This is a genomic window from Halomonas sp. M4R1S46 (assembly GCF_025725685.1).
In the GTDB taxonomy this organism is placed as follows: domain Bacteria; phylum Pseudomonadota; class Gammaproteobacteria; order Pseudomonadales; family Halomonadaceae; genus Halomonas.
The window spans coordinates 851,154-874,370 of the sequence record NZ_CP107008.1 but is presented as its reverse complement, the minus strand read 5'-3'; the positions used below and the strand labels follow the sequence as shown (position 1 = coordinate 874,370).

17 protein-coding genes are annotated in these 23,217 nt (G+C 68.3%); 3 read left to right on the top strand and 14 right to left on the bottom strand.

The annotated features are described in order from the left end of the window. Nucleotides 1-10: 10 nt before the first annotated feature. Nucleotides 11-1,117, bottom strand: a complete 1,107-nt coding sequence (locus OCT48_RS04150; protein WP_263591467.1) for a hybrid-cluster NAD(P)-dependent oxidoreductase — start codon at nucleotides 1,115-1,117, stop codon at nucleotides 11-13. A gap of 329 nt (nucleotides 1,118-1,446) precedes the next feature. On the opposite strand from OCT48_RS04150, the gene OCT48_RS04145 reads away from it, so the two are divergent. After that, a complete protein-coding gene (locus OCT48_RS04145) occupies nucleotides 1,447-2,727 on the top strand; it encodes an aromatic ring-hydroxylating oxygenase subunit alpha (protein WP_263591466.1) in 1,281 nt (426 codons plus the stop codon). Nucleotides 2,728-2,858: 131 nt separating this feature from the next. On the opposite strand, the gene OCT48_RS04140 is transcribed toward OCT48_RS04145, so the two are convergent. The 4 genes from OCT48_RS04140 to fdhA all read right to left on the bottom strand — a co-directional run bounded on the left by OCT48_RS04140 (nucleotide 2,859) and on the right by fdhA (nucleotide 9,219). Next, the gene (locus OCT48_RS04140; protein WP_263591465.1) at nucleotides 2,859-3,098 is read right to left on the bottom strand and encodes a hypothetical protein; all 240 of its coding nucleotides are present in this window, start codon (nucleotides 3,096-3,098) and stop codon (nucleotides 2,859-2,861) included. Nucleotides 3,099-3,127: 29 nt separating this feature from the next. Next, entirely contained in the window at nucleotides 3,128-5,959 is a 2,832-nt protein-coding gene (gene fdhF / locus OCT48_RS04135) for a formate dehydrogenase subunit alpha (protein WP_263591464.1), read from the bottom strand. Nucleotides 5,960-5,970: 11 nt separating this feature from the next. Next, the gene (locus tag OCT48_RS04130; protein WP_263591463.1) at nucleotides 5,971-7,689 is read right to left on the bottom strand and encodes an NADH-ubiquinone oxidoreductase-F iron-sulfur binding region domain-containing protein; all 1,719 of its coding nucleotides are present in this window, start codon (nucleotides 7,687-7,689) and stop codon (nucleotides 5,971-5,973) included. Nucleotides 7,690-8,025: 336 nt separating this feature from the next. Beyond that, nucleotides 8,026-9,219 (bottom strand): formaldehyde dehydrogenase, glutathione-independent, encoded by a 1,194-nt coding sequence (fdhA, locus tag OCT48_RS04125; RefSeq protein ID WP_263591462.1) that lies wholly within the window; start codon nucleotides 9,217-9,219, stop codon nucleotides 8,026-8,028. A gap of 241 nt (nucleotides 9,220-9,460) precedes the next feature. Between fdhA and OCT48_RS04120 the strand changes: the two genes are divergently transcribed. Then, a complete protein-coding gene (locus OCT48_RS04120) occupies nucleotides 9,461-11,035 on the top strand; it encodes a BCCT family transporter (RefSeq protein ID WP_263591461.1) in 1,575 nt (524 codons plus the stop codon). A gap of 522 nt (nucleotides 11,036-11,557) precedes the next feature. Next, nucleotides 11,558-12,091 (top strand): invasion associated locus B family protein, encoded by a 534-nt coding sequence (locus OCT48_RS04115; RefSeq protein WP_263591460.1) that lies wholly within the window; start codon nucleotides 11,558-11,560, stop codon nucleotides 12,089-12,091. 85 nt (nucleotides 12,092-12,176) lie between these two features. Here OCT48_RS04115 and OCT48_RS04110 read toward each other — a convergent pair whose 3' ends face one another. The 9 genes from OCT48_RS04110 to fghA form a co-directional block, all read right to left on the bottom strand. Further along, the gene (locus OCT48_RS04110) at nucleotides 12,177-12,980 is read right to left on the bottom strand and encodes an electron transfer flavoprotein subunit beta (protein WP_263591459.1); all 804 of its coding nucleotides are present in this window, start codon (nucleotides 12,978-12,980) and stop codon (nucleotides 12,177-12,179) included. Next, nucleotides 12,970-14,238, bottom strand: coding sequence for an electron transfer flavoprotein subunit alpha/FixB family protein (locus OCT48_RS04105; RefSeq protein ID WP_263591458.1), 1,269 nt, complete (start codon nucleotides 14,236-14,238; stop codon nucleotides 12,970-12,972). Before OCT48_RS04105 ends, OCT48_RS04110 begins: the two co-directional genes overlap by 11 nt. Then, a complete protein-coding gene (locus OCT48_RS04100) occupies nucleotides 14,238-16,214 on the bottom strand; it encodes a (Fe-S)-binding protein (RefSeq protein WP_263591457.1) in 1,977 nt (658 codons plus the stop codon). Before OCT48_RS04100 ends, OCT48_RS04105 begins: the two co-directional genes overlap by 1 nt. A 100-nt stretch (nucleotides 16,215-16,314) precedes the next feature. Beyond that, nucleotides 16,315-18,387, bottom strand: a complete 2,073-nt coding sequence (gene dgcA / locus OCT48_RS04095; protein WP_263591456.1) for a dimethylglycine demethylation protein DgcA — start codon at nucleotides 18,385-18,387, stop codon at nucleotides 16,315-16,317. 12 nt (nucleotides 18,388-18,399) lie between these two features. Beyond that, nucleotides 18,400-18,945, bottom strand: a complete 546-nt coding sequence (locus OCT48_RS04090; RefSeq protein ID WP_263591455.1) for a DUF5943 domain-containing protein — start codon at nucleotides 18,943-18,945, stop codon at nucleotides 18,400-18,402. Nucleotides 18,946-19,090: 145 nt separating this feature from the next. Beyond that, on the bottom strand, nucleotides 19,091-20,068 hold the full coding sequence (locus OCT48_RS04085; RefSeq protein WP_263591454.1) for a dipeptidase: 978 nt from the start codon (nucleotides 20,066-20,068) through the stop codon (nucleotides 19,091-19,093). Nucleotides 20,069-20,209: 141 nt separating this feature from the next. Next, entirely contained in the window at nucleotides 20,210-20,911 is a 702-nt protein-coding gene (gene mtgA, locus OCT48_RS04080) for a monofunctional biosynthetic peptidoglycan transglycosylase (protein WP_263591453.1), read from the bottom strand. A 10-nt stretch (nucleotides 20,912-20,921) separates the two neighbouring features. Further along, nucleotides 20,922-22,061, bottom strand: a complete 1,140-nt coding sequence (locus OCT48_RS04075) for a GlxA family transcriptional regulator (protein ID WP_263591452.1) — start codon at nucleotides 22,059-22,061, stop codon at nucleotides 20,922-20,924. A gap of 283 nt (nucleotides 22,062-22,344) precedes the next feature. Further along, nucleotides 22,345-23,202, bottom strand: coding sequence for an S-formylglutathione hydrolase (gene fghA / locus OCT48_RS04070; RefSeq protein WP_263591451.1), 858 nt, complete (start codon nucleotides 23,200-23,202; stop codon nucleotides 22,345-22,347). Between the last annotated feature and the right edge of the window lie 15 nt (nucleotides 23,203-23,217).

Below are 23,217 nucleotides of genomic sequence, written 5' to 3'. Positions count from 1 at the left end.
AGAAGCGCGATCAGTAATCCACCACCAAGTCACCCTTGGGCTTGCTGCAGCAGGAGAGGATGTAGCCCTCGGCGACGTCCTCGTCGGTGATGCCACCGTTGTGGTCCATCTCCACCTCGCCGGAGGTCAGTTGCACCCGGCAGGTGCCGCAGATGCCCATGCCGCAGGCCTTGGGAATGTGCAGCCCCAGCTTGGCAGCGGCGGTGTGCACCGTCTCGTCGGGCTGGATGCGCACGCTCTTGCCGGTCGTGCTGAACTCGACGCTGATCAGGTCGGCGGCGTCGAGCTCCTCGGCCGCGGCCTCGGCCTGCTCGGCGTGCTCGAGCACCTCCTCCTGGACGTCCAGCGGCGTGGCACCGAAGGACTCCTCGTGGTAGCGGCTCATGTCGAAGCTGTTCTGCTCGAGTAGCTGCTTCACCGCCTTCATGTAGGGCGTCGGGCCACAGCAGAAGATCTCGCGATCCATGAAGTCCGGCGCCATCAGCTCCAGCATCGGCTGGGTCAGGTAGCCTCGGAACCCCGACCAGGCCTCCCCCAGCGCGTCGCTGTGCTCGCAGACGATATGCAGCTTGAACTCGGGAATCCGCGAGAAGATGTGCTCCAGCTCGCGATGGTAGATCACGTCCTTCGGCGTACGGGCGCTGTGGATGAACTCCACGTCCACGGCGGCATTGGTATCGAACAGCCAGCGCATCATCGACATCAGCGGCGTGATGCCGACGCCGCCGGAGAGCAGCAGTAGCTTCTCGGCGGGATAGTCCATGACGTTGAAGTTGCCCACCGGGCCGTGCACCGCCAGCTCGTCGTTGACCTTGAGGTTGTCGTGCAGCCAGTTGGAGACCTTGCCCCCCGGCATGCGCTTGACGGTGATCGAGAAGCTGTAGGGCACCGACGGCGAGCTGGAGATGGTGTAGGATCGCATGATCTGCTCGCCATCGATCTCCAGCTCCAGGGTCACGAACTGACCCGGCTTGAAGAAGAACATGACCGGCTGCTCGGCCATGAAGCAGAAGGTACGGGTATCCCAGGTCTCCTGGATCACCTTGACGCAACGCACCAGGTGACGACCGTTGGTCCAGGTCTGGGTAGTGACGGGGTTCAAGAAGCTCATTGTCATGATTAGTGTCGCCTGGGGTGCTGCATGAAGGTCTCCGACCGCGATGACTCCGCCTGCCGTTGAGCGAATTCTGCGCACCCCCGCCGAATGCCACTTGTCTGTCTGCGACATAGGCATGCCCATCGCGTCCACCCCCCCCACTTTTCGTTGTGGATGGGGTCGCTGACGCATCACGCTACGTCGCCAACAGACAACTTCTCTTCTGACCGCTGTTTCAAACTCACCTCACCGCCGCGGGGCCCACCGGGGCGTGGCCCGCTAGACCTTGGCTTGCCTGTCAACTATCCCGAGGCTGCCGCAACAGCCCAGTAATGAGGAAGCGTCCCACCATGGATTCACTGTCACCTGCCCGCCTGGATGACCCCCTGGCTCCGGCACGCGAGGCCACCGCCGAGATGCTGGCCAACCGCCGGCAGAACTACTCGCTGCCCCAGCCCTTCTACAACGACGAGCGGCTGTTCGCCCTCGACATGCAGGAGATCTTCGAGAAGGAGTGGCTATTCGTCGGCATGACTTCCGAGATTCCCGCCAAGGGCAACTTCATCACCCTCGAGGTCGGCGACAACCCGGTGGTGGTCGTGCGCGGCAACGACGGTGAAGTGCATGCCTTCCACAATGTCTGCCGTCACCGCGGCTCGCGCCTGTGCGTCACCGACAAGGGCAAGGTGGCTAAGCTGGTCTGCCCCTACCACCAGTGGACCTACGAACTGGACGGCCGCCTGCTGTTCGCCGGCACCGAGATGGGCAAGGACTTCGACCTCGCGTCCCACGGCCTCAAGCCGGTCCACGTGCGCACCGGCGGCGGCTTCATCTTCGTCAGCCTGGCCGACGAGGCCCCGGAAATCGACGGCTTCCTCGAGACACTGGATCACTACCTGTCGCCCTACGACATGGATAACCTCAAGGTCGCCGTGGAGTCCAGCATCGTCGAGCAGTGCAACTGGAAGCTGGTGCTGGAGAACAACCGCGAGTGCTACCACTGCAACGGCGCTCATCCGGAACTGCTCAACTCCCTGCAGGAGTTCGACGACACCGACGACCCCCGCGCCACCCCGGCCTACAAGGAACTGGTCGCGCGCAAGCAGGCCGACTGGGAAGCCCAGTGCGTGCCCTACAAGCTCACGCGCCTCGACCGTCGTAACCGCCTGACCCGCACCCCGCTGCTGGACGGCGCGGAGTCGATGACCATGGACGGCAAGCGAGCCTGCCAGAAGCTGATGGGCAACCTGCAGAGCGCCGACCTGGGGTCGCTGCGCATCCTGCACCTGCCCAACTCCTGGAACCACTTCATGGGCGACCACGCCATCGTGTTCCGGGTCATGCCGCTCGGCCCGCAGCAGACCGTGGTGACCACCAAGTGGCTGGTGCACAAGGACGCCGTGGAAGGGGTCGACTACGTCCCCGAGCAGATGCGCAAGGTGTGGGACGCCACCAACGACCAGGACCGGCGCCTGGCCGAGGAGAATCAGCGCGGCATCAACTCCAAGGCCTACCAGCCGGGCCCCTACTCCGAGACCTACGAGTTCGGGGTCATCGACTTCATCGACTGGTACAGCGAGCGCATGCTGGAGAACCTGGGCCACAGCGCGCCGGACCTCCAACTGGCCTAGAGCCGAGTCGCCGTCCTCCCACGCAAAGGCCCCGCCATCGGCGGGGCCTTTTTCGTGTCGGTACCGCCGCGACGCCCCATGGCAAGACGCCGCCCCCAGACGCCCCGCCGCGGCGGCGGCGGGGCGCGAGATCAGCGCAGGCCGGGCAGCAGGAAACGCTCGATCGCCGCGCGCACCGACGGCAGCATGACATCGGTGTGAACCATCAGCTCGCGCACCAGGTCCTGCAGGCCCGGCACCCCGACCTCCATGTGCTTGAGCAACGCCATGCGCGCACAGGTCTCGGGGCAGGCGCCCTCCGGAATGCGGATGCCCAGGGCGACCAGCCGGTCGCGGAAGTCATCCCCATCGATGAGGTCGACGATCATCATGGTGGTTTCCTCCATTGTCCGCGCCGCGTTCAGGACAGCGCCTCGACGGCCGCCGGCGCCAGCCGGCAGGCGGCATACTTGAACTCGGGAATCTTGCCGTCGGGGTCCAGCGCCGGGTTGGTCAGCACATTGGCCGCCGCCTCGGCATAGCAGAAGGGCACGAACACCATGCCCTCGGCCATCTCCGGATCGACTCGGGTCCTGAGCGTGATCTCGCCACGTCGGGTGATGATGGTCACCGGCTCGCCGGGAGCGAGGCGGAGACGACGCAACTCGCCCGGGGCCAGGCTGGCCACGGCCTCCGGCTCCAGGTCATCGAGGACCCGGGCACGACGCGTCATGGACCCGGTATGCCAGTGCTCGAGCTGGCGACCGGTAGTCAACACGGTGGGGTAGTCACCGTCGACGGGCTCGTCCGGCGGCAGCGGCAGGGTCGGCGTGAACTTCGCCTTGCCGGAGGCGGTGGGGAAGGCCTCACCGAACACCACGTCCTCGCCCGGCGAATCGTCCGACGGACAGGGATACATCACCGACTCTTCGCGCTCCAGGCGCTCCCAGGTGATGTGGTCGAGGGACGGCATGCCGCGCGTCATCTCGGCGAAGACCTCCCGGGGATGCCCGTAGTCCCAGGCCAGGCCGAAGCGCCGGGCGATCTCCTGGATGATCCACCAGTCGGGCCTGGCCTCGCCGGGCAGCGGCATGGCCTGGCGGCCCAGCTGCACCTGGCGATTGGTGTTGGTCACGGTGCCATCCTTCTCCGGCCAGGCCGAGGCGGGCAGGATGACGTCGGCGAACTGGGCGGTCTCGGTGACGAAGAGGTCCTGCACCACCAGGTGCTCGAGCTCGCCGAGCGCCTGGCGGGCGTGCTCCAGGTCCGGGTCGGACATGGCCGGGTTCTCGCCCTGGATGTACATGCCCTTGATGGTGCCGGCATGGATGGCGTCCATGATCTCCACCACGGTGAGGCCCGGCCGCTCCTCCAACGGGGTGGCCCACAGCTCCTCGAAGGCGGCGCGCACCTGGGCGTCGCCCACCGGCTGGTAGTCCGGCAGGACCATGGGGATCAGGCCCGCATCCGAGGCGCCTTGGACGTTGTTCTGGCCACGCAGCGGGTGAAGCCCGGTGCCGGGCCGGCCGGTATGGCCGCAGGCCAGGGCCAGGGAGATCAGGCAACGGGCGTTGTCGGTGCCGTGAACGTGCTGGGAGATGCCCATGCCCCAGAAGATCATGGCGCGCTCGGCGTTGGCGTACTCCCGTGCCACCTGGCGGATCTCCTCGGGGGACACGCCACAGCTCGGCGCCATGGCCTCCGGCGTCATGTCGCGGACGTGCTCGGCCAGGGCGGCGAAGCCCTCGGTATGCTCGGCGATGTAGTCGTGGTCGACCAGGTCCTCGGAGACGATGACGTTGAGCATGGCGTTGAACAGCGACACGTCCGCCCCAGGGGTGAAGCGCAGGGTCTTGTGGGCATAGGCGCTCATGGCCTGGCCCTTGGGATCGAGGATGAGGAACCTGGTGCCCCGCTTGGCGGCCTGCTTGAAGAAGGTCGCCGCCACCGGATGGTTCACCGCCGGGTTGCAGCCGGTGAGGATCACCACGTCGGCCTGGCTGGCCTGCATGAAGGAGGCCGTGACCGCCCCGGAGCCGATGCACTCCATCAGCGCCGCCACCGAGCTGGCGTGGCACAGCCGGGTGCAGTGGTCGACATGGTTGGAACCGAAGCCGGTGCGCACCAGCTTCTGGAACAGCCAGGCCTCCTCGTTGGAGCACTTGGCGCTGCCGAAGCCGGCGAGGGCGTCGGGGCCGTGGGCCGCCTTGAGGTCGGTCAGCCCCTTGGCCGCCAGGTCCAGGGCCTCGTCCCAGCTCGCCTCGCGGAAATGGGTGGTCGGGTCGGCCGGATCGAAGGACGGATCGATCCCCTTGGGCACCCCGGGCTTGCGGATCAGCGGGGTGGTGAGCCGCGAGGGATGCTTCGGATAGTCGAAGCCGAAGCGACCCTTGACGCACAGGCGGTTGTGGTTGGAGGGCCCGTCACGACCGGAGACGTGCAGGATCTCGTCGTCCTTGACGTGATAGGTGAGCTGACAGCCCACGCCGCAGTAGGGGCACACCGAGTCGACCTGGCGATCGGCGGCCAGCGAATCGCCGCGCCCCGCCTCGTCGACCAGGGTGGCCGGCATCAGGGCGCCGGTGGGACAGGCCTGGACGCACTCGCCACAGGCCACGCAGGTGCTGTCGCCCATGGGATCGTCGAAGTCGAAGACGATCTTGGCGGCACTGCCGCGGTTGGCGAGGCCGATGACGTCATTGACCTGCACCTCGCGGCAGGCCCTCACGCAGAGGTTGCACTCGATGCAGGCGTCGAGGTTGACGGCCATCGCCGAGTGGGAGCGATCATGCACCGGCGAGGCGTCCCGTTCGGGGACATGATGGACGGTGGGCGTCGCCCGCTCGTCGCGCGACGGCAGCCACTGGCGGACGGCGTCGGCGTCGATGGCCAGCTGGTCGGCCATGTCCCAGAAATGGCTCGAGCGGTCGGGGCCGTCCTCGCGGTCCGGCTGGTCGGCGACCAGCAGCTCCAGCACGCCCTCCCGGGAGGTGCGGGCCCGCTCCGAGGAGGCGCTCTTGACCACCATGCCGGGGCGCGCCTCGCGCAGGCAGCTGGCGGCCAGGGCGCGCTCGCCCTCGATCTCCACCATGCAGGCCCGGCAGTTGCCGTCGGCCCGGTAGCCGTAGGCGTCCTTGAAGCACAGGTGCGGGATGGTCTCCCCGGCCCGCTTGGCCACCTGCCAGAGGGTCTCCCCGGGCTGGGCGCTGACGTCCACGCCGTCCAGGGTCAGGGTAAAGGTCTCGGTCGTCATGGTATGTCTCCCTACCCTTTCACGATCACGTTCTGCGCGGCGAGTTCGTCGCGGAAGTCCCGGAGCAGTCCCAGCACCGGGTTGGGCGCGGCCTGGCCGAGGCCGCAGATGGAGGCGTCCACCATCACCCGGGAGAGCCGCTCAAGGTCCGCGGCCTGCCAGGTGTCACGCTCGAGCAGGGTCAGCATCTTCTCGGTGCCCACCCGGCAGGGCGTGCACTGGCCGCAGGACTCGTCGGCGAAGAAGGCCAGCAGGTTGGTGGCGGCGGCGCGCAGGTCGTCCTGGTCGGAGAGCACGATGATGGCCGCCGAGCCGATGAAGCAGCCATGCTCCTGGAGGGTGTCGAAGTCCAGCGGGATATCCGCCTTGGAGGCCGGCAGGATGCCGCCGGAGGCCCCGCCGGGCAGGTAGGCGGCCAGTCGGTGGCCCGCCGGCAGGCCGCCGCAGTATTCCTCGATCAGCTCGCCCAGGGTGATGCCCGCCGGCGCCAGGTGGACGCCGGGGCGATTGACCCGGCCGGAGACCGAGAAGCTGCGCAGCCCCTTGCGTCCGTGGCGTCCCTGGTCGGCGAACCAGGCCGCGCCGCGGGCCCAGATCGTCGGGATCCAGTAGACGGTCTCGACGTTGTTGACCAGGGTCGGACGGTCGAAGAGCCCGCGCTGGGCGACGAAGGGGGGGCGATGCCGGGGCTTGCCCGGCTTGCCCTCCAGCGACTCGATCATCGCCGACTCCTCGCCGCAGATGTAGGCCCCGGCGCCGCGGCGCATCACGATGTAGCCCGGTGCGGCCAGGCCGGCGGCCTCCAGCTCGGCGATCGCCTCGTGGAGCACCCGGTGCAGGCCGGGATATTCGTCGCGCAGGTAGATGTAGAGCGCCTCGGCCTCCACCGCCCAGGCGCTGACCAGCGCGCCCTCCAGGAAACGATGGGGCTCGCGCTCCAGGTAGTGGCGGTCCTTGAAGGTGCCGGGTTCGCCCTCGTCGGCATTGATCGCGCAGTAGCGCGGCCCCGCCTCGGCCCGCACGAAGTGCCACTTCTTGAAGGTCGGGAAGCCGGCGCCGCCCAGGCCGCGCAGGTTGGCGGTCTCCAGGGTCTCCATCAGGCATTCCACGCTCACCTTGCCGGCCCGGCAGTCGGCCAGCAGGCGATAGCCGCCGGCATCCCGGTAAGCCTCGAGCCGCTGCCAGAGGATCGCCTCGGGATGGAAGTGGCCGGTATCCACTACCGCCTCCACCGCCTCCAGGGTGGCATGGTTGACGTGGCGGTGGCCCACCTCGACCACCGGGGCCATGTCGCAGCGGCCCATGCAGGGCGCCCGCAGAACGCGGACCCGCGCCGGGTCGGCGCCGGCCTCGAGCTCGGCCTTGAGGGTGGCGGCGCCGGCCAGCTGGCAGGACAGCGAGTCGCAGACGCGCACCGTGACCGCCGGAGGCGGGGCCTGGTCGTCATGGACCACGTCGAAGTGGGCGTAGAAGGTGGCGGTCTCGTAGACCGCCGCCATCGGCAGGTTCATGTAGGCGGCCAGCGCGCGCAGATCGGCCAGGGCCAGATGGCCGCGGTCGTCCTGGATGACATGGAGATGCTCGATCAGCAGGTCGCGGTGGCGGCGTTCGGGCTCCTCTCGCTCGTCACCCAATAGCCGCCGCAGCGAGTCGAGCGCGGCGGGGTCGAGCTCACGGCCTCGGGGCTTGCCGCGAAAGCGGCGCTTGGGGGTCACGGTCTGGACGGTCATGGGACACTCGTTGTGATCTTTGTCGGCATGCTTATCGCATGTTGGCACCACCCCCGAGGGCTGACAACGCCGGGAGTGACTCCCGGCGTCGCCAATGGCATGCCGATGTCGCAATCGGCTAGGCGGGGGCTACAAAAAGGCGACGGCGCCCCCGGGAGGACGCCGTCGCTGGGCCGGGCGGCACGATCAGGCGGCGACGCTGCCATGATGGGGGTCAATCCCCCGAACTGGCTCGTCGCGCCGCCTGATTGGCGCGAATCGCCGGCCGAGCCGATCCTCTACGCCGCCACGCTGGCGTGGGGGTCGATATCCCGAATCGGCTCGCCGCGCCGCCCTTCAAGCGGCGACGCTGCCATGGGGGTCGATGACGAATTTCTTGGCCGCGCCGCCATCGAAGTCGGCGTAGCCCTTCGGCGCCTCGTCCAGGGTGATCATCTGGACATTGACCGCGTCGGCGATGTTGACCTTGCCGAACAGGATCGCCTGCATCAGCGGACGATGGTACTTCATCACCGGGCACTGGCCGGTGTGGAAGCTGTGCGACTTGGCCCAGCCGAGGCCGAAGCGCATGCTCAGCGCGCCGTGCTTGGCCGCCTCGTCGGTCGCGCCCGGATCCTCGGTCACGTACAGCCCCGGGATGCCGATCTGGCCGCCGGCGCGGGTCAGCGACATGGCGGAGTTCAGCACGGTGGCGGGCGCTTCCTTGCCATGGTTGCAGCCGCAGGCATGGGCCTCGAAGCCGACGCAGTCGACGAAGGCATCGACCTCGCGCTCGCCGAGGATCACCTCGATCTTGTCGGCCATGTCGCCGTCCTGGGTCAGGTCGATGGTCTCGCAGCCGAAGCTGCGGGCCTGGGCCAGGCGCTCCTCGATCATGTCGCCGACGATCACGCAGGCCGCACCCAGCAGCTGGGCGGAAACCGCGGCGGCCAGGCCCACCGGGCCGGCCCCGGCGATATAGACGGTGGAGCCCGGGCCGACGCCGGCGGTGACGCAGCCGTGGAAGCCGGTGGGGAAGATATCCGACAACAGCGTCAGGTCCTTGATCTTCTCCATGGCCTGGTCGGCATCCGGGAACTTCAGCAGATTGAAGTCGGCATAGGGGACCATGACGTACTCGGTCTGGCCGCCGACCCAGCCGCCCATGTCGACGTAGCCGTAGGCGGCGCCGGGACGCGACGGGTTGACGTTGAGACAGATGCCGGTCTGGCCGGACTTGCAGTTGCGGCAACGGCCGCAGGCGATGTTGAACGGCACCGAGACCAGGTCGCCCGGCTTGAGGAATTCGACATCGCGTCCGCACTCGACCACCACGCCGGTGATCTCGTGGCCCAGCACCAGGCCGGAGGGCGCGGTGGTGCGGCCCCGCACCATGTGCTGGTCGCTGCCGCAGATGTTGGTGGTGACGACCTTGAGGATCACGCCGTGTTCGCACTTGCGGTTGCCGAGGGCGAGTTCCGGATAGGCGATGGATTCGACGGCGACCTCTCCCGGGCCCTTGTAGACGACTCCGCGGTTGGCTGCACTCATGGCTGACTTCCTTCGAGGTTGTTGTAGGGGGCGGCGGAATCCGCCGCTTACCGACGATAGCCCCTTCTCCCAGCTGGAATGTTCCCAGCGAGTCACCGCCATGCCTATTCGAGACATCGCTCCCGACATGGTGGCGAGGCGTATCCCGAGGTCGCTCTCGCGACAGCCCCCCCTGTCAGTCACGCCAAGAATGTTCGCCGTCGCCTCCGGGCGATGCGACAACAACAACAGAGGACCTCGCATGACGCATGACGACGACCCCATCCTGACCCCCGGGCAGGACAACAAGCAGATCCTGGGGCTGGATTTCCACAACCCCGTCTTTCCCCTCTCCGCCCTGGCCATCGTGGCCTTCATCCTCTACGCCCTGGTCTACCCCGACCTTGCCAACACCCAGTTGACGGCGGCCCGCGGCTTCGCCATCGAGCACTTCGACTGGCTGTTCATGATCGCCGGCAACGTCTTCGTGATCCTGTGCCTGGCGCTGATCGTGATGCCCCTCGGGCGCATCCGTCTGGGCGGTCCGAGCGCCCGGCCCGAGCACTCCACGGTCTCCTGGTTCAGCATGCTGTTCGCCGCCGGTATGGGTATCGGCCTGATGTTCTGGAGCGTGGCCGAGCCGGTCGCCTACTATACCGACTGGTACGGCACGCCGCTGGATGCCGCGGCCGGGACGCCGGAAGGGGCCCGCGCCGCCATGGGCGCGACCATGTTCCACTGGGGCCTGCACCCCTGGGCCATCTACGCCGTGGTCGGGCTGTCGCTGGCCTTCTTCGCCTACAACCGCGGGCTGCCGCTGACCCTGCGCTCGGCCTTCACGCCACTGCTCGGCGAGCGGGTGCGCGGCTGGTTCGGCCACGTGATCGATATCGTCGCGGTGCTGTCCACCATCTTCGGCCTGGCCACCTCACTGGGCTTCGGCGCCTCCCAGGCCGCCGGCGGCCTCAACTACCTGTTCGACGTGCCCAACACCCTGGGCACCCAGATCGCCATCATCGTGGGCGTCACCGCCGTGGCGCTGTTCTCGGTGTGGCGCGGGATCGACGGTGGCGTGAAGCTGTTCTCGAACATCAACATGGTGATCGCCCTGCTGCTGTTGCTGTTCGTGGTGCTGACCGGCTCCACCCTGCTGTTCCTCAACGGCCTGTGGGACACCACCCTGGCCTACGCCAGCCATATCCTGCCGCTGTCCAACTGGATCGGCCGCGAGGATACGACCTGGTACCACGGCTGGACGGTGTTCTACTGGGCCTGGTGGATCTCCTGGTCGCCCTTCGTCGGCATGTTCATCGCCCGGGTCTCGCGGGGGCGCACCGTACGCGAGTTCCTGATGGCGGTGCTGCTGGTGCCCACCCTGGTCACCATCGTCTGGATGACGGCCTTCGGCGGCAACGCCCTGGCCCAGTCCGCGAGCGGCGTCGGCGCCCTGGCCGACGGCATCGGCGAGGTCTCGCTGGCGATGTTCCAGATGCTCGAGCACCTGCCGCTGACCACCCTCACCTCCAGCATGGCCATCATCCTGGTGCTGGTGTTCTTCATCACCTCGTCCGACTCCGGCTCCCTGGTGATCGACAACATCACCGCCGGGGGCAAGGTCGACGCCCCGCGCAGCCAGCGGGTCTTCTGGGCCACCCTGGAGGGCGTGATCGCCGGCATCCTGCTCTACGGCGGCGGTGACAAGGCCCTCGGCGCCCTCCAGGCGGGGGCCGTGGCCACCGGCCTGCCCTTCACCTTCATCCTGCTGGTGATGTGCGTAGGCCTGGTGAAGAGCCTGCGGGAGGAACATCGCAGCCTGGGACTGGCCCGGGCCGCCTGATCCTGCCCGGTGCATGACACGACGACCCCGGCCCGTGCCGGGGTCGTCGTCGTTTGCCGTCTACCCCGATCCCCCGGCGCCCGACACAATGCCTAGGGCTATCGCAGTTGGCCGTGTCGCTCGGGACTGATCCGGCGACAGGTCCCGGGGTGCCGGACCATCGAGGAGGCGCTGTAAACCCATCCCTGGGCGCTACCGACGCCCTGCTGTGCTCTCGCGTCCCGCTCCGCTTGCAGGTCCGGTGCTGGCCATCCATGGCCAGCCCGTTCGGAGGAATCCTCCTCACCCATGGCGTAGGACCTCCTCGCCGACCTGTCCCCGGCGCCCCTCGTCATATCCAAATGCGATAGCCCTGACAAAATGCCCTCGGGACTCGACCTCGAGGGGGTCGAGGGGGCATGGTAGGGCTTCCCGTCCGGGCCATCGCCCGGGAGGCGGCCTCGCCCCCCGTGCCGGGCGCCGGCCGCGGATGCATGACCCGACCGAACGTTCATGACCACCCACGCCGAGGAGATACTACCGATGTCGAACCCTGTCGCCCGCCGCCTGTGCCTGACCGGCCTGCTGTCGCTGCTGGCCCTGGCCCCCAACGCCTTCGCCCAGCAGGCCTCGTCGGAGCAGGCCCGTACCGATATCACCACCGAGCAGCTCGATGACTGGGAGGTGGTCTGCCCGAGCGACAGCAGCCAGGGCAACTGCACCATGAACCAGGTGGTCACCAACGCCGACAGCGACCAGCCCATGATGCGGGTGGTGGTCGCCTACCCGCCGCAACTCGAGGGTCGCCCGGCGATGACCTTCCTGCTGCCGCTGGGCGTGCGCCTCGCGCCCGGCCTGCAGCTGAGCGCGGGCAGTGCCCAACCGGCCCAGTTCCCCTACCAGGTCTGCCTGCAGCAGGGCTGCCGCGCCGACCTGCCGGTGGAACCGGCGCTGCTCCAGGCGCTGCGCTCCGGCAGCAGCGCGACCCTGAGCCTGGTAGGCCCGCAGGGCAACCGCATGGACCTGGACATCTCCCTGATGGGCTTCACCGATGCCAGCCAGCGGATCGCGCCCTGACGGCAACACCATGCCCCACACGCGAAAGCCCCGGCACAGGTGCCGGGGCTTTGCATGGTGAGACGTCGGTGGTGGGTTTACACGCCTAGCGTAAGACGCCCTCCTCCTTGAGCAGCTTGAAGATGGCCTCGGCGCCTTCCTCCGGAGTGACATCGGAGAGCACCTGCCCCCCGCCACCCTCGGCCTTGGCCGCGGCGGCCTTGAAGCGGTCTCGAGCCGAAGCGGCCTTGACGATCTTCAGGCGCTTGGGCCGCTTGCGCGCCGGCTGGGCCTGCCACTGGGCCATGTCGGCGTCCTCCATCACCGGTGCCGCCTCCACGTCCAGGCGACCACGCCGGGCCGGGCCATAAGCGCTCTGGCGCGGGGCCGGCGCCGCCGCATCGACGGTGACGATGGCCGGCAGGCGCACCTGGAGCCGGCGACGCTGGCCCCGGGGCAAGGCCTGCAGCAGCGTGGCGACGCCGTCCGCGACGTCTTCCACGGCCGCCAGGCCACTGACCAGCGGCCAGCCCAGGCGCTCGGCGAGCAGGTAGGGCAGCAGGCCCGATCCCTCGCCCTGCTCGGCCCGCTCGCCGGCGATTACCAGCTGCGACCCCGCCGCCTCGAGGGCCTCGGCCAGGGCGGGCAGCACGTCGCTCCCGGCAGGCTGCTCGAGCAACGAGAGCGCCTCGAAGCCCATGCCCAGGTAACCGCGCAAGGCCGCTTCGCTGCCCTCGTCGAGGCGGCCGGCGTGCAGCAGCTCGACCTCGGCGTCCGCCAGGGTGTGCGCCAGTTCCACCCCGCGAGCATCCTGGTCGGCACGCCGGCCGCGCCCCGTCAGCGGATGACGCCCCACGGAGACCAGTACGGTCACTGCGAGAGATCCGTTGTGATGAGTATCAGGCCGCATTGCGCTTCTCCTCCCTTGACTGCTCCACCAGGGCGACCAGGGCCTCGAGCACCTTGGCCGAGTCACCGATCACCGCCAGGTCGGCGCGCTTGATCATGTCGCAGCCGGGATCCATGTTGATGGCCACCACCTTGTCGCAGGTCTGGATGCCCTGGAGGTGCTGGATGGCCCCGCTGATGCCCACCGCCACATAGACCCGGGCGGTGACCCAGGTGCCGGTGGCCCCGACCTGCCGGTCGCGGGCCATGAAGCCGTCGTCCACGGCCACCCGGGACGCCCCCTCCGTCGCCCCCAGCACCTCGGCGGCATGATGAAAGGCGTCCCAGTCACGCACGCCGTTACCGGCGGAGAGGATGAACTCGGCCTCGGACAGCGCCACCCCGGCAGGGTCGACCGCCACCTGGCCGAGGTCCTGGATGCGTGACAGCTGCGAGGGCAGGGCCTCGGGCAGCTCCAGGGGCTCGGCGGCATGGCGCGTTTCGCTGACCGGTTCGGCACACTCGGCCAGGGCCAGCACCAGGCGGGGCACGGCCCGCTGGAAATCCAGGGTCCCCGCCGCCCCACGGGCGGTACAGCGCCAGCCCAGGGGAGCCTCGCCGTCGGCCTCGAGTTGCCAGACGCCGGTGGCCGGACGCTCGCCGAGCCGGGCCGCCAGGCGCCGCCCGAGGTCGGCCCCGCCCAGCTTGGAATCCGGCAGCAGCCAGTGCCGCGGGGTCCAGGCCTGCTCCACGGCCGCCAGCGCGCCGAGACGGGCCTCGGGGGAAAAGCCGTCGACCTCGGGCCCGGTGAGGTGCAGCAGACGGTCGACACCGGCTCCCTCGAAGTCGTCCTCCTTATGCTCACCGAAGACCACGGCCAGCACCGCCCCGCGGGCCGCCGGGTCGGCATCGGCCAGTTGGCGGGCCAGTCCCAGCAGGTCGCGGTCGTGACCGGTCAGGCGACCGCCGGCCATGTCCGGCACCACGGCCACCAGGAAGGCCGGCGCCTCGATCTCGACCAGCGGCTTGCGGGGGGCGGCCGAGGCCTGGGCCCCACCCGCGCCCTGGCCCTGCTGGACACCACTGCGGTCGATGCGCTTCACGCCATTGGGCCCGATGAAGCCGACGGCATGGGGGTTCCTGCGGATCAGGCCATGGGGCCCCATCCATTCGCTGGCCGCCCCCCGGCCGAGCTCCGCCAGCACCTCGAGGTGCTGGGGATGCAGGCGGTTGCGGGCGATCCACTCCTTGCGGGGATCGCGACGTCGGATGTCGCTCATCACACTACCTCCTCGGCCTGCGGACGGGCCGTCCGCGCCTGACCCTTGCCGTGCGCGGCCGAGCCGGCCGGCACCTCGACCAGGGCGTCGGCCACCAGCTCGGCGATATCGCGGACCTCGGCGCCGCTGTCGACCACGCCCTCCAGCATGGCGGTGCACTGGGGACAGCCCACGGCCACCAGCTCGGCACCGGTCTCGCGCACGTCATTCATGCGCATGTCCGGGATCCGCTGCTTGCCGGGGATGTCGGTGATCGGCGCGCCGCCGCCGCCGCCACAGCAGCGCGAACGGAAGCCGGAACGCTCCATCTCGGCGACCTGGATGCCCAGGGCGCGCAGGACATTGCGCGGTGCCTCGAATTCACCGTTGTAGCGGCCCAGGTAGCAGGGATCGTGATAGGTCACGCTGCCGCCCTTCCAGGGCCGGAAGGCCAGCCGACCTGCCTCGTAGAGCTCGGCGATGAAGGTGCTGTGGTGATAGACGCGATAGTGGCCGCCCAACTCGCCGTACTCGTTGCCCAGCACGTGGAAGCTGTGCGGGTCACAGGTAACGATCTGCTGGAAGCGGTACTTGGCCAGGGTGGCGATGTTGCGCTTGGCCAGACTCTGGAAGGTCGCCTCGTCGCCCAGGCGGCGCGCCACGTCGCCACTGTCGCGCTCCTCGTTGCCGAGCACGGCGAAGTCGACGCCGGCGGCGCGCAGCACCTTGACCAGCGACCGCAGCGTACGCTGGTTGCGCATGTCGTAGGCCCCGTCACCCAGCCACAGCAGCACGTCGACCTGCTGCAGGTCCGCCATCAGCGGCAGCTCCAGGTCGGCGGCCCAGTGCATCCGCGCACCGGGGTCGAAACCGCCGGGGTTGTCGGTGGCGATCAGGTTGTCGAGGACCTCGGCGCCCTTGTTGGGCGTATTGCCGTGTTCCAGGGTCAGGAAACGACGCATGTCGACGATGGCATCGACGTGCTCGATCATCATCGGGCACTCCTCGACGCAGGCCCGGCAGGTGGTGCAGGACCACAGGGTCTCGGCATCCACCAGGGCCTTGCCCTCCCGCGCCACGATGGGACCATGGGCACTGCCCTGGTGCTCGCCCACCGGCTTGCCGGGATAGGGGCTGCCGGCGTAATGGGCATCGCTGCCCCCGGCCATGCCCACCACCATGTCCTGGATCAGCTTCTTGGGGTTGAGCGGCTGGCCGGCGGCGAAGGCCGGGCAGGCTGCCTCGCAGCGACCGCACTGCACGCAGGCATCGAAGCCCAGCAGCTGGTTCCAGGTGAAGTCGCTGGGCGTCTCGACGCCCAGCGGCGCCTCGGGATCGTCCAGGTCCAGGGCCTTGAGGCCGGTCGAGCGCCCGCCCCCGAAACGCTCGGCGCGACGATGGAAGGCCAGGTGCAGGGCGCCGGCGAAGGCGTGCTTCATGGGCCCGCCCCAGGTCATGCCGAAGAACATCTCGCCCAGGCCCCAGACCAGCACGGCGCTCAGGACCAGCGCCAGTATCCAGCTGCCGAAGTCCTCGGGCAGCAGGCCCACGGCGGGCAGGGTAATGGCGAAGACGCTCAGCGAGAAAGCCATCAGGCTCTTCGGCAGCCGCATCCACGGGCCCTTGGAGAGCCGTGACGGCGGGTTGCGACGCCGCCGGGCCACGAAGCAGCTGCCGACGAACATGGTCGCGCTGGCCGCCAGCAGCAGCCAGCCGAGCACGCCCTCGGCCAGGCCCAGGCCATGCACCAGGATCATCAGTGCCGCCGCGGCGACGAAGCCGCCGGCGGTGGCCACGTGGGTGTTGGACATCACCTTGTCGCGGGCCACCACATGGTGGAGGTCCACCAGGTAGCGCCGCGGCATGGCGGCGAGCCCCTTGAGCAGGGGGACCCGGGCGGGACGCCCCTGGCGCCACAGGCGGACACGCCGCCCGGCGCCGATCACCGCCAGCGCCAGGGCGGCGGCGATCAGGATCGGCAGGAGGGTATCGAGCATCTCGGCTCACCTCGCAATCTTGGAATTGTTGAACGACCCGGTCATGGCCGACCGGGCCGCTGTGGCCGCTGACGGCGTCAGGCGCCGCATCCGCGCTCGACTAGAAGTCCTTGCAGATCCGCAGGGCGTCGTAGATGGCCGCGTGGGTGTTACGCGGGGCCGAGCAGTCGCCCAGGCGGAACAGCAGGAAGCCGTCGCCCTCCTCGCTCAGGCTGGGCTGCGGCTGGATGGCGTAGAGAGCCTCCAGGTCCACCTGGCCCTTGTTGCGGGACTGGGACTTCAGGGCGTAGTAGAGGGCCTCGTCGGGACGCACGCCGTTCTCCACGACCACCTGGTCGACCACGCGCTCCTCCTGGGTGCCGGTGTACTCGTTCTCGAGCACCGCGACCAGGGAGTCGCCTTCCCGGTAGACCTTGTGCAGCATCAGGTCGGAGGTCATGATCACCTCCTTCTGGTAGAGGCTGCGATAGTAGGTCGGGAAGGTGGTGCCGCCCACCGCCGCGCCGGGCTTGATGTCGTCGGTGACGATCTCGACCTTGGCCCCCTTGTCGGCCAGGTAGTCCGCCGCGGACATGCCGGCGAACTCGCAGATGGCGTCGTAGATCAGCACGTTCTTGCCCGGCTCGACCCGGCCGTCGAGGATGTCCCAGGTGCTGACCACCAGGCTCTCCTCGGGATTCTCGGCATAGCCCCACTCCTCGTGCTGCTCGAGGTAGGGGTGACCACCGGTGGCCAGCACCACGATGTCCGGGCGCAGGTCCAGGATGGTGGCCTCGTCGGCACGCGTGCCCAGGCGCTGGTCGACGCCGAGACGCGCCAGCTCGAGCTGGTACCAGCGGGTGATGCCGGCGATCTGGTCACGCTGGGGCGCCTTGGCGGCCGTGGTGATCTGCCCGCCTAAGCTCTCTGCGGCCTCGAACAGGGTGACCTCGTGGCCCCGCTCGGCCGCGACCCGTGCCGCCTCCATGCCGCCGGGGCCACCGCCGACCACCACGACCTTGCGCTTCTTGCCCTCGGTGGGCTCGATGATGTGCGGCAGGCCCATGTACTCCCGGGAGGTGGCGGCATTCTGGATGCACAGCACGTCCAGCCCCTGGTACTGGCGGTCGATGCAGTAGTTGGCACCGACGCACTGCTTGATCTGGTCGACCTGGTCCATCTTGATCTTGGCGATCAGGTGCGGGTCGGCGATGTGCGCCCGGGTCATGCCCACCAGGTCGACGTAGCCGCCCTCGAGGATGCGCTCGGCCTGGTTGGGGTCCTTGATGTTCTGGGCGTGGATCACCGGCGCCTTGACCACTTCCTTGATGCCGGCGGCCAGGTGCAGGAAGGGCTCCGGCGGATAGGCCATGTTGGGGATGACGTTGGCCAGGGTGTCATGGGTATCACAGCCCGAGCCGACCACGCCGAAGAAGTCCAGCTGGCCGGTGGCGTCGTAATAGGCGGCGATCTGCTTCATGTCGTCGTGAGACAGACCGTCCGGATGGAACTCGTCGCCGCAGATGCGCATGCCGACCACGAAGTCGTCGCCGACCTCGGCGCGCACGGCCTTGAGCACTTCCATGCCGAAGCGCATGCGGTTCTCGAAGCTGCCGCCCCACTGGTCGGTCCGCTTGTTGACGCGCGGGCTCCAGAACTGGTCGATCAGGTGCTGGTGCACGGCGGACAGCTCGACGCCGTCCAGGCCGCCTTCCTTCGCCCGGCGCGCGGCCTGGGCGAAGTCACCGATGATGCGCCAGATCTCCTCCTCCTCGATGGTCTTGCAGGTGGAGCGGTGCACCGGCTCGCGGATGCCGGAGGGCGACAGCAGGGTCGACCAGTCGAAGCCGTCCCAGCGCGAACGGCGACCCATGTGGGTGATCTGGATCATGATCTTGCCGCCATGCTTGTGCACGGCATCGGCCAGGTTCTGGAAGTGCGGGATGATGCGGTCGGTGGCCAGGTTCACCGAGCTCCACCAGGCCTGCGGGCTGTCGATAGAGACCACCGAGGAGCCGCCGCAGATGGCCAGACCCACGCCGCCCTTGGCCTTCTCTTCGTAGTACTTGACGTAGCGGTCGGTGGTCATGCCGCCGTCGGTCGCGTAGACCTCGGCGTGGGCGGTGCTGACCACGCGGTTGCGGATGGTGAGGTTGCCGATCTGGATCGGCTGGAAGATCGCGTCGAATGCCATGGTGATGCCTCCTCAGCCCTGCTGGGTGTCGAGCGGACGGGTGACGAAGATGCCGACGTCGCAGCCTTCTTCTGCGCCGCTCTGCGTCTGCTCGGCGACGGTGCGCAGCTCGCTGCCGCGCGCGGCGAGGATCTGGTCCATGGCGCCGGCGAACCAGCCGGTGAACATGTACTCGACCTTGCGGCCCACCTTGCCCAGCTGATAGACGAAGGCGCTGTGCTCGAGCCGCACCCGGCAGGTACCCGCCTCAAGGTCGATGGCCTCGGTCACGAACTTGCCCCAGCCGCGCTGGGAGAGGCGCTTCATGTAGTGTTCGAAGACGTCCACGCCCTCGAGGCCGTGGCATTCGGCCTCCTTCTCGCACCAGTGCCAGGCGCTCTTGTAGCCGGCATCGTAGAGGATCTCGGCATACTTCTCGGCGCCCAGCGCCTCTTCCACGGCCACGTGGTTGTTGATGAAGAAGTGACGCGGCACGTACAGCATCGGCAGGGCGTCGGTGGTCCAGATACCGGTCTCGGCATCCACTTCGATCGGCAGTTCAGGGGCCATCTTGGTCACGATCTTATTCCTCGAATCTTGCTGATTATTATCGGGCTTCAATGGGCTCGTAAGAGCGGCTTCGGGCGTTGTTGGCTTCGTAAGCGGCATCGAGCGGCGGTGACGTGGTCGGGATGGCGACGGGCCGCGGCCCGTCGCATCGGGCTCACTCGCCCCAGACGTCCTTCAGGACATTGACCCAGTTCTCACCCATGATCTTGCGCACCTGACGCTCGCTCAGGCCGCGCTTCAGCAGCGCCTCGGTGAGGTTGGGGAATTCGCCGATGGTGCGAATGCCCTCGGGGTTGATGATCTTGCCGAAGTTGGTCAGGCGACGGGCATAGCCCTTGTCGTGGGTCAGCCACTCGAAGAACTGCTTGTCGTGGCCCTGGGTGAAGTCGGTGCCGATGCCGATGGCATCCTCGCCGACGATGTTCATCACGTACTCGATGGCCTCGACGTAGTCCTCGACGGTGGCGTCGACGCCGGCGCGCAGGAAGGGCGTGAACATGGTCACGCCGACGAAGCCGCCGTTGTCGGCGATGAACTTGAGTTCCTCGTCGGACTTGTTGCGCGGGTGTTCCTTGAGGCCGGACGGCAGGCAGTGTGAATAGCACACCGGCTTCTCGGAGGCCTCGATGACCTCGCGGGAGGTGTGCTCGCCGACGTGGGAGAGGTCGCACATGATGCCCACGCGGTTCATCTCGGCGACGATCTCGCGACCGAAGCCGGACAGGCCGCCGTCACGCTCGTAGCAGCCGGTGCCGACCAGGTTCTGGGTGTTGTAGCACATCTGCACGACGCCGACGCCGAGCTTCTTGAAGATCTCGACGTAGCCGATCTGGTCCTCGAAGGCGTGGGCGTTCTGGAAACCGTAGATGATCCCGGTCTTGCCCTCTTCCTTGGCCCGGATGATGTCCGCGGTGGTGCGCACCGGACGCACCAGATCGCTGGATTCGGCCATCAGGGCGTCGGTCTTGACGATGTTGTCGACGGTGGCCTGGAAACCCTCCCAGACGGACACGGTGCAGTTGGCGGCAGTGAGGCCGCCCTTGCGCATGTCCTCGAACAGCTCGCGATTCCACTTGGCGATAACGAGACCATCGATGACGATGGCGTCCTGGTGCAGCTCGGCTGGGGTCATGACGGGCCTCCGGAATAGTGCATGAACTTGCCGGCAGCATATCCCCCGGCCCCCGGGCCCCGGCGCCTGGAAGCGACCGGGAGAGTTCCAAAAACGTCATGGCCGTCGCGATCGCGACATGGCGGGAAGGCGGAACCGGCTCTAGAGCCGGTCGAGGTAGGCGGGACCACCCAGGTTGCGCATCTGGCGGCGGATCCAGGCGCTGCGACCCAGCACATGGGCCCCGGGACGGGAGGCGCTCCAGCCACGGGGATTGGGCAGGATGGCGGCCAGGCGACTGGCCTGGACGGCGCTGAGCTGCGACGCGGAGACGCCGAAGTAGTGGCGGGCCGCGGCCTCCAGGCCGAAGACGCCGTCATCCCACTCGGCGATGTTGAGGTAGACCTCGAGGATCCGCTCCTTGGGCCACAGCATCTCGATGAGCAGGGTGAACCAGGCCTCCAGGCCCTTGCGCACCCAGCTGCGGCCGGTCCACAGGAAGAGGTTCTTGGCGGTCTGCTGGCTGAGGGTACTGGCGCCGCGCAGGTCGCCGCCGTTGAGGCTGGCGGTGACGGCGCGGCGCAACTCGACCAGATCGAAGCCGTGATGCACGGGGAAGCGCTGGTCCTCGGCGGCGATCACCGCAAGCTTGGCCTGGGGGGACAGCGCGTCCCAGGGGCGCCAGTCCTGGCGGATGTCCAGCGAGACGCCGTCCCGCCAGGCCTCCACCTGGCGCTCGAGCATCACCATGGAGCCGCCCACCGGCACCACCCGGAACATCAGCACCAGCAGGACCGACATCCCCACCCAGCCCAGCAGGGCGAGCCCCAGGACCCGCGCCGCCCGACGCCCCCACTCCCGCATCAGGCCTCGCTCATGTTCTGAGCCGCACGCTGGCGTAGGTGGGCTCGCCCTTGGCCTGGGCCAGGGCGCTCATGGCCGCGGACTCCGGCTCGCTGGCGACCGGCTGGTAGGAGGCGGACTGCAAGATAGCCGCCGCCCCCTTGTCCAGGGTCACCGGCACCAGGTCCACGGCACTGCTGCCCAGCCGTTCGTCCCGGGGCGGGATGCCGAAGTACTCCCGGTAGCACTTGGAGAAGTGCGGCGTGGAGACGAAGCCGCAGGCCGACGCCACCTCGATGATCGACATCGCGGTCTGCTTGAGCAGCTGTCGGGCACGGGTCAGGCGCAGCTTGAGGTAGTAGCGCGACGGCGAGCAGTGCAGGTTCTTCTGGAACAGACGCTCGAGCTGGCGGCGCGAGACGTTCACGTAGTCGGCCAGCTCGTCGAGGCTGATGGGCTCCTCGAGGTTGGCCTCCATCAGGGCGACGATCTCCAGCAGGCGTGGCTGGGTGGTGCCCAGCACGTGCTTGAGCGGCACCCGCTGCTGGTCCTGCTCATTGCGCACCCGGTCGTAGATGAACATCTCGGAGATGCCCGCCGCGAGCTCGCGGCCGTGGTCGCGGCCGATCAGGGTCAACATCATGTCCAGCGGGGCGGTGCCCCCGGAACAGGTGGCGCGGTCACGGTCGATGGAGAACAGTCGGGTGGAGAGCGCGACCTTGGGGAAGGCCTCCTGCATGGCGGCCAAGCACTCCCAGTGCACGCTGGCCTCGAAGCCATCGAGCAGCCCCGCCCGGGCCAGGGCCCAGGTCCCGGTGCACACCGCCCCCAGACGACGCAACTGCCGCGCCTGGGACTGCAGCCAGGCGACATGCTCGCGCTGGACGCTGCGCTGGGGCCCCACCCCGCCGCAGACGATCACCGTGTCCAGCGCCAGGGGCACGGTGGTGGCGGCGTCCGGCGTGACCTGCAGGCCGTCGCTGGCCTTCACCGGGGCGCCGTCGAGGCTCAGGGTGAACCAGCGATAGAGCTCGCGGCCGGCCAGCTGGTTGGCCATGCGCAAGGGTTCGATGGCCGAGGCCAGGGAGATCAGGGTGAAGTTGTCCAGCAGCAGGAAGCCGATGGTCTGGGGGGTAGCGACAGCACGTGAGGCCTGGGGAGCGGTTGTCATTTGGGTACTCCAGCGCAAGTATCTTGAGCCCCTATTCGTTTGTCTTTGCTCTTCGGAATCAGGGCGTTGGGCATGCCGGCCGCGTCAGGTGTCGCTGTCAGGCATGCTCACTGCGAAATGTACCCCGCGTGTCGTTTTTCGGCATGTCAAATTTGCCTATCGGATGGTCACTCCCGGTGGACTGAGACAATCACGCCGCTCATGACTACCCGCATGTCGCTTCTGGATACGTTCCGTCAGGGTAACATGCCGCCCCGCAGGACGGCATGCCCCCTCGGCGCCCTCAGCGGGTCGCGTGCAGGTGCTTGGCGTGGTAGCGCAGGTGGTCGTCGATGAAAGTGGCAATGAAGAAGTAGCTGTGATCGTAGCCCGGCTGGCGACGCAGCGTCAGCGGATGGTCCCGCTCGGCGCACACCGCCTCGAGGCGCTCCGGGCACAGCTGCTCCTCGAGGAAGTCGTCGGCCTCGCCCTGGTCGATGAACAGCGGCTGGCGGGAGGCCCCACGGGCGACCAGCTCACAGGCGTCGTACTGGGTCCAGTTGCCGACATCCTCGCCCAGATAGCCGCCGAAGGCCTTGCGGCCCCAGGGGCATTGGGTGGGATTGACCACCGGCGCGAAGGCCGACACCGAGCGATAGTGCCCTGGCCGACGCAGCGCCAGGATCAGGGCGCCGTGCCCCCCCATGGAGTGACCGCTGATCGCCTCGCGGCCGTTGACCGGGAAGTGCTGGCGGACCACCGACGGCAGCTCTTCGGCCACATAGTCGTACATTCGGTAGTGGTCCTTCCAGGGCGCCTGGGTGGCATTGACGTAGAAGCCCGCCCCGGAGCCGAAGTCATAGCTGTCGTGCTCGCCGGGCAAGTCCAGCCCGCGAGGGCTGGTGTCCGGGCAGACGATGGCGATGCCGAGCTCGGCGGCCAGCCGCTGGGCGCCGGCCTTCTGCATGAAGTTCTCGTCGGTGCAGGTCAGCCCCGACAACCACCACAGCAGCGGTACCCGCTCGGTCTCGGCTTGGGGCGGCAGGTAGATGGCGAAGGTCATCTCGCAGTCCAGCGCCCGGGAGCGATGGCGATAGCGCTTGTGCCAGCCGCCGAAACAGCGGTTGGCCGAGACCAGTTCGAGGTGTTCGGTCATGGTCATGCGTCAATCTCCTGC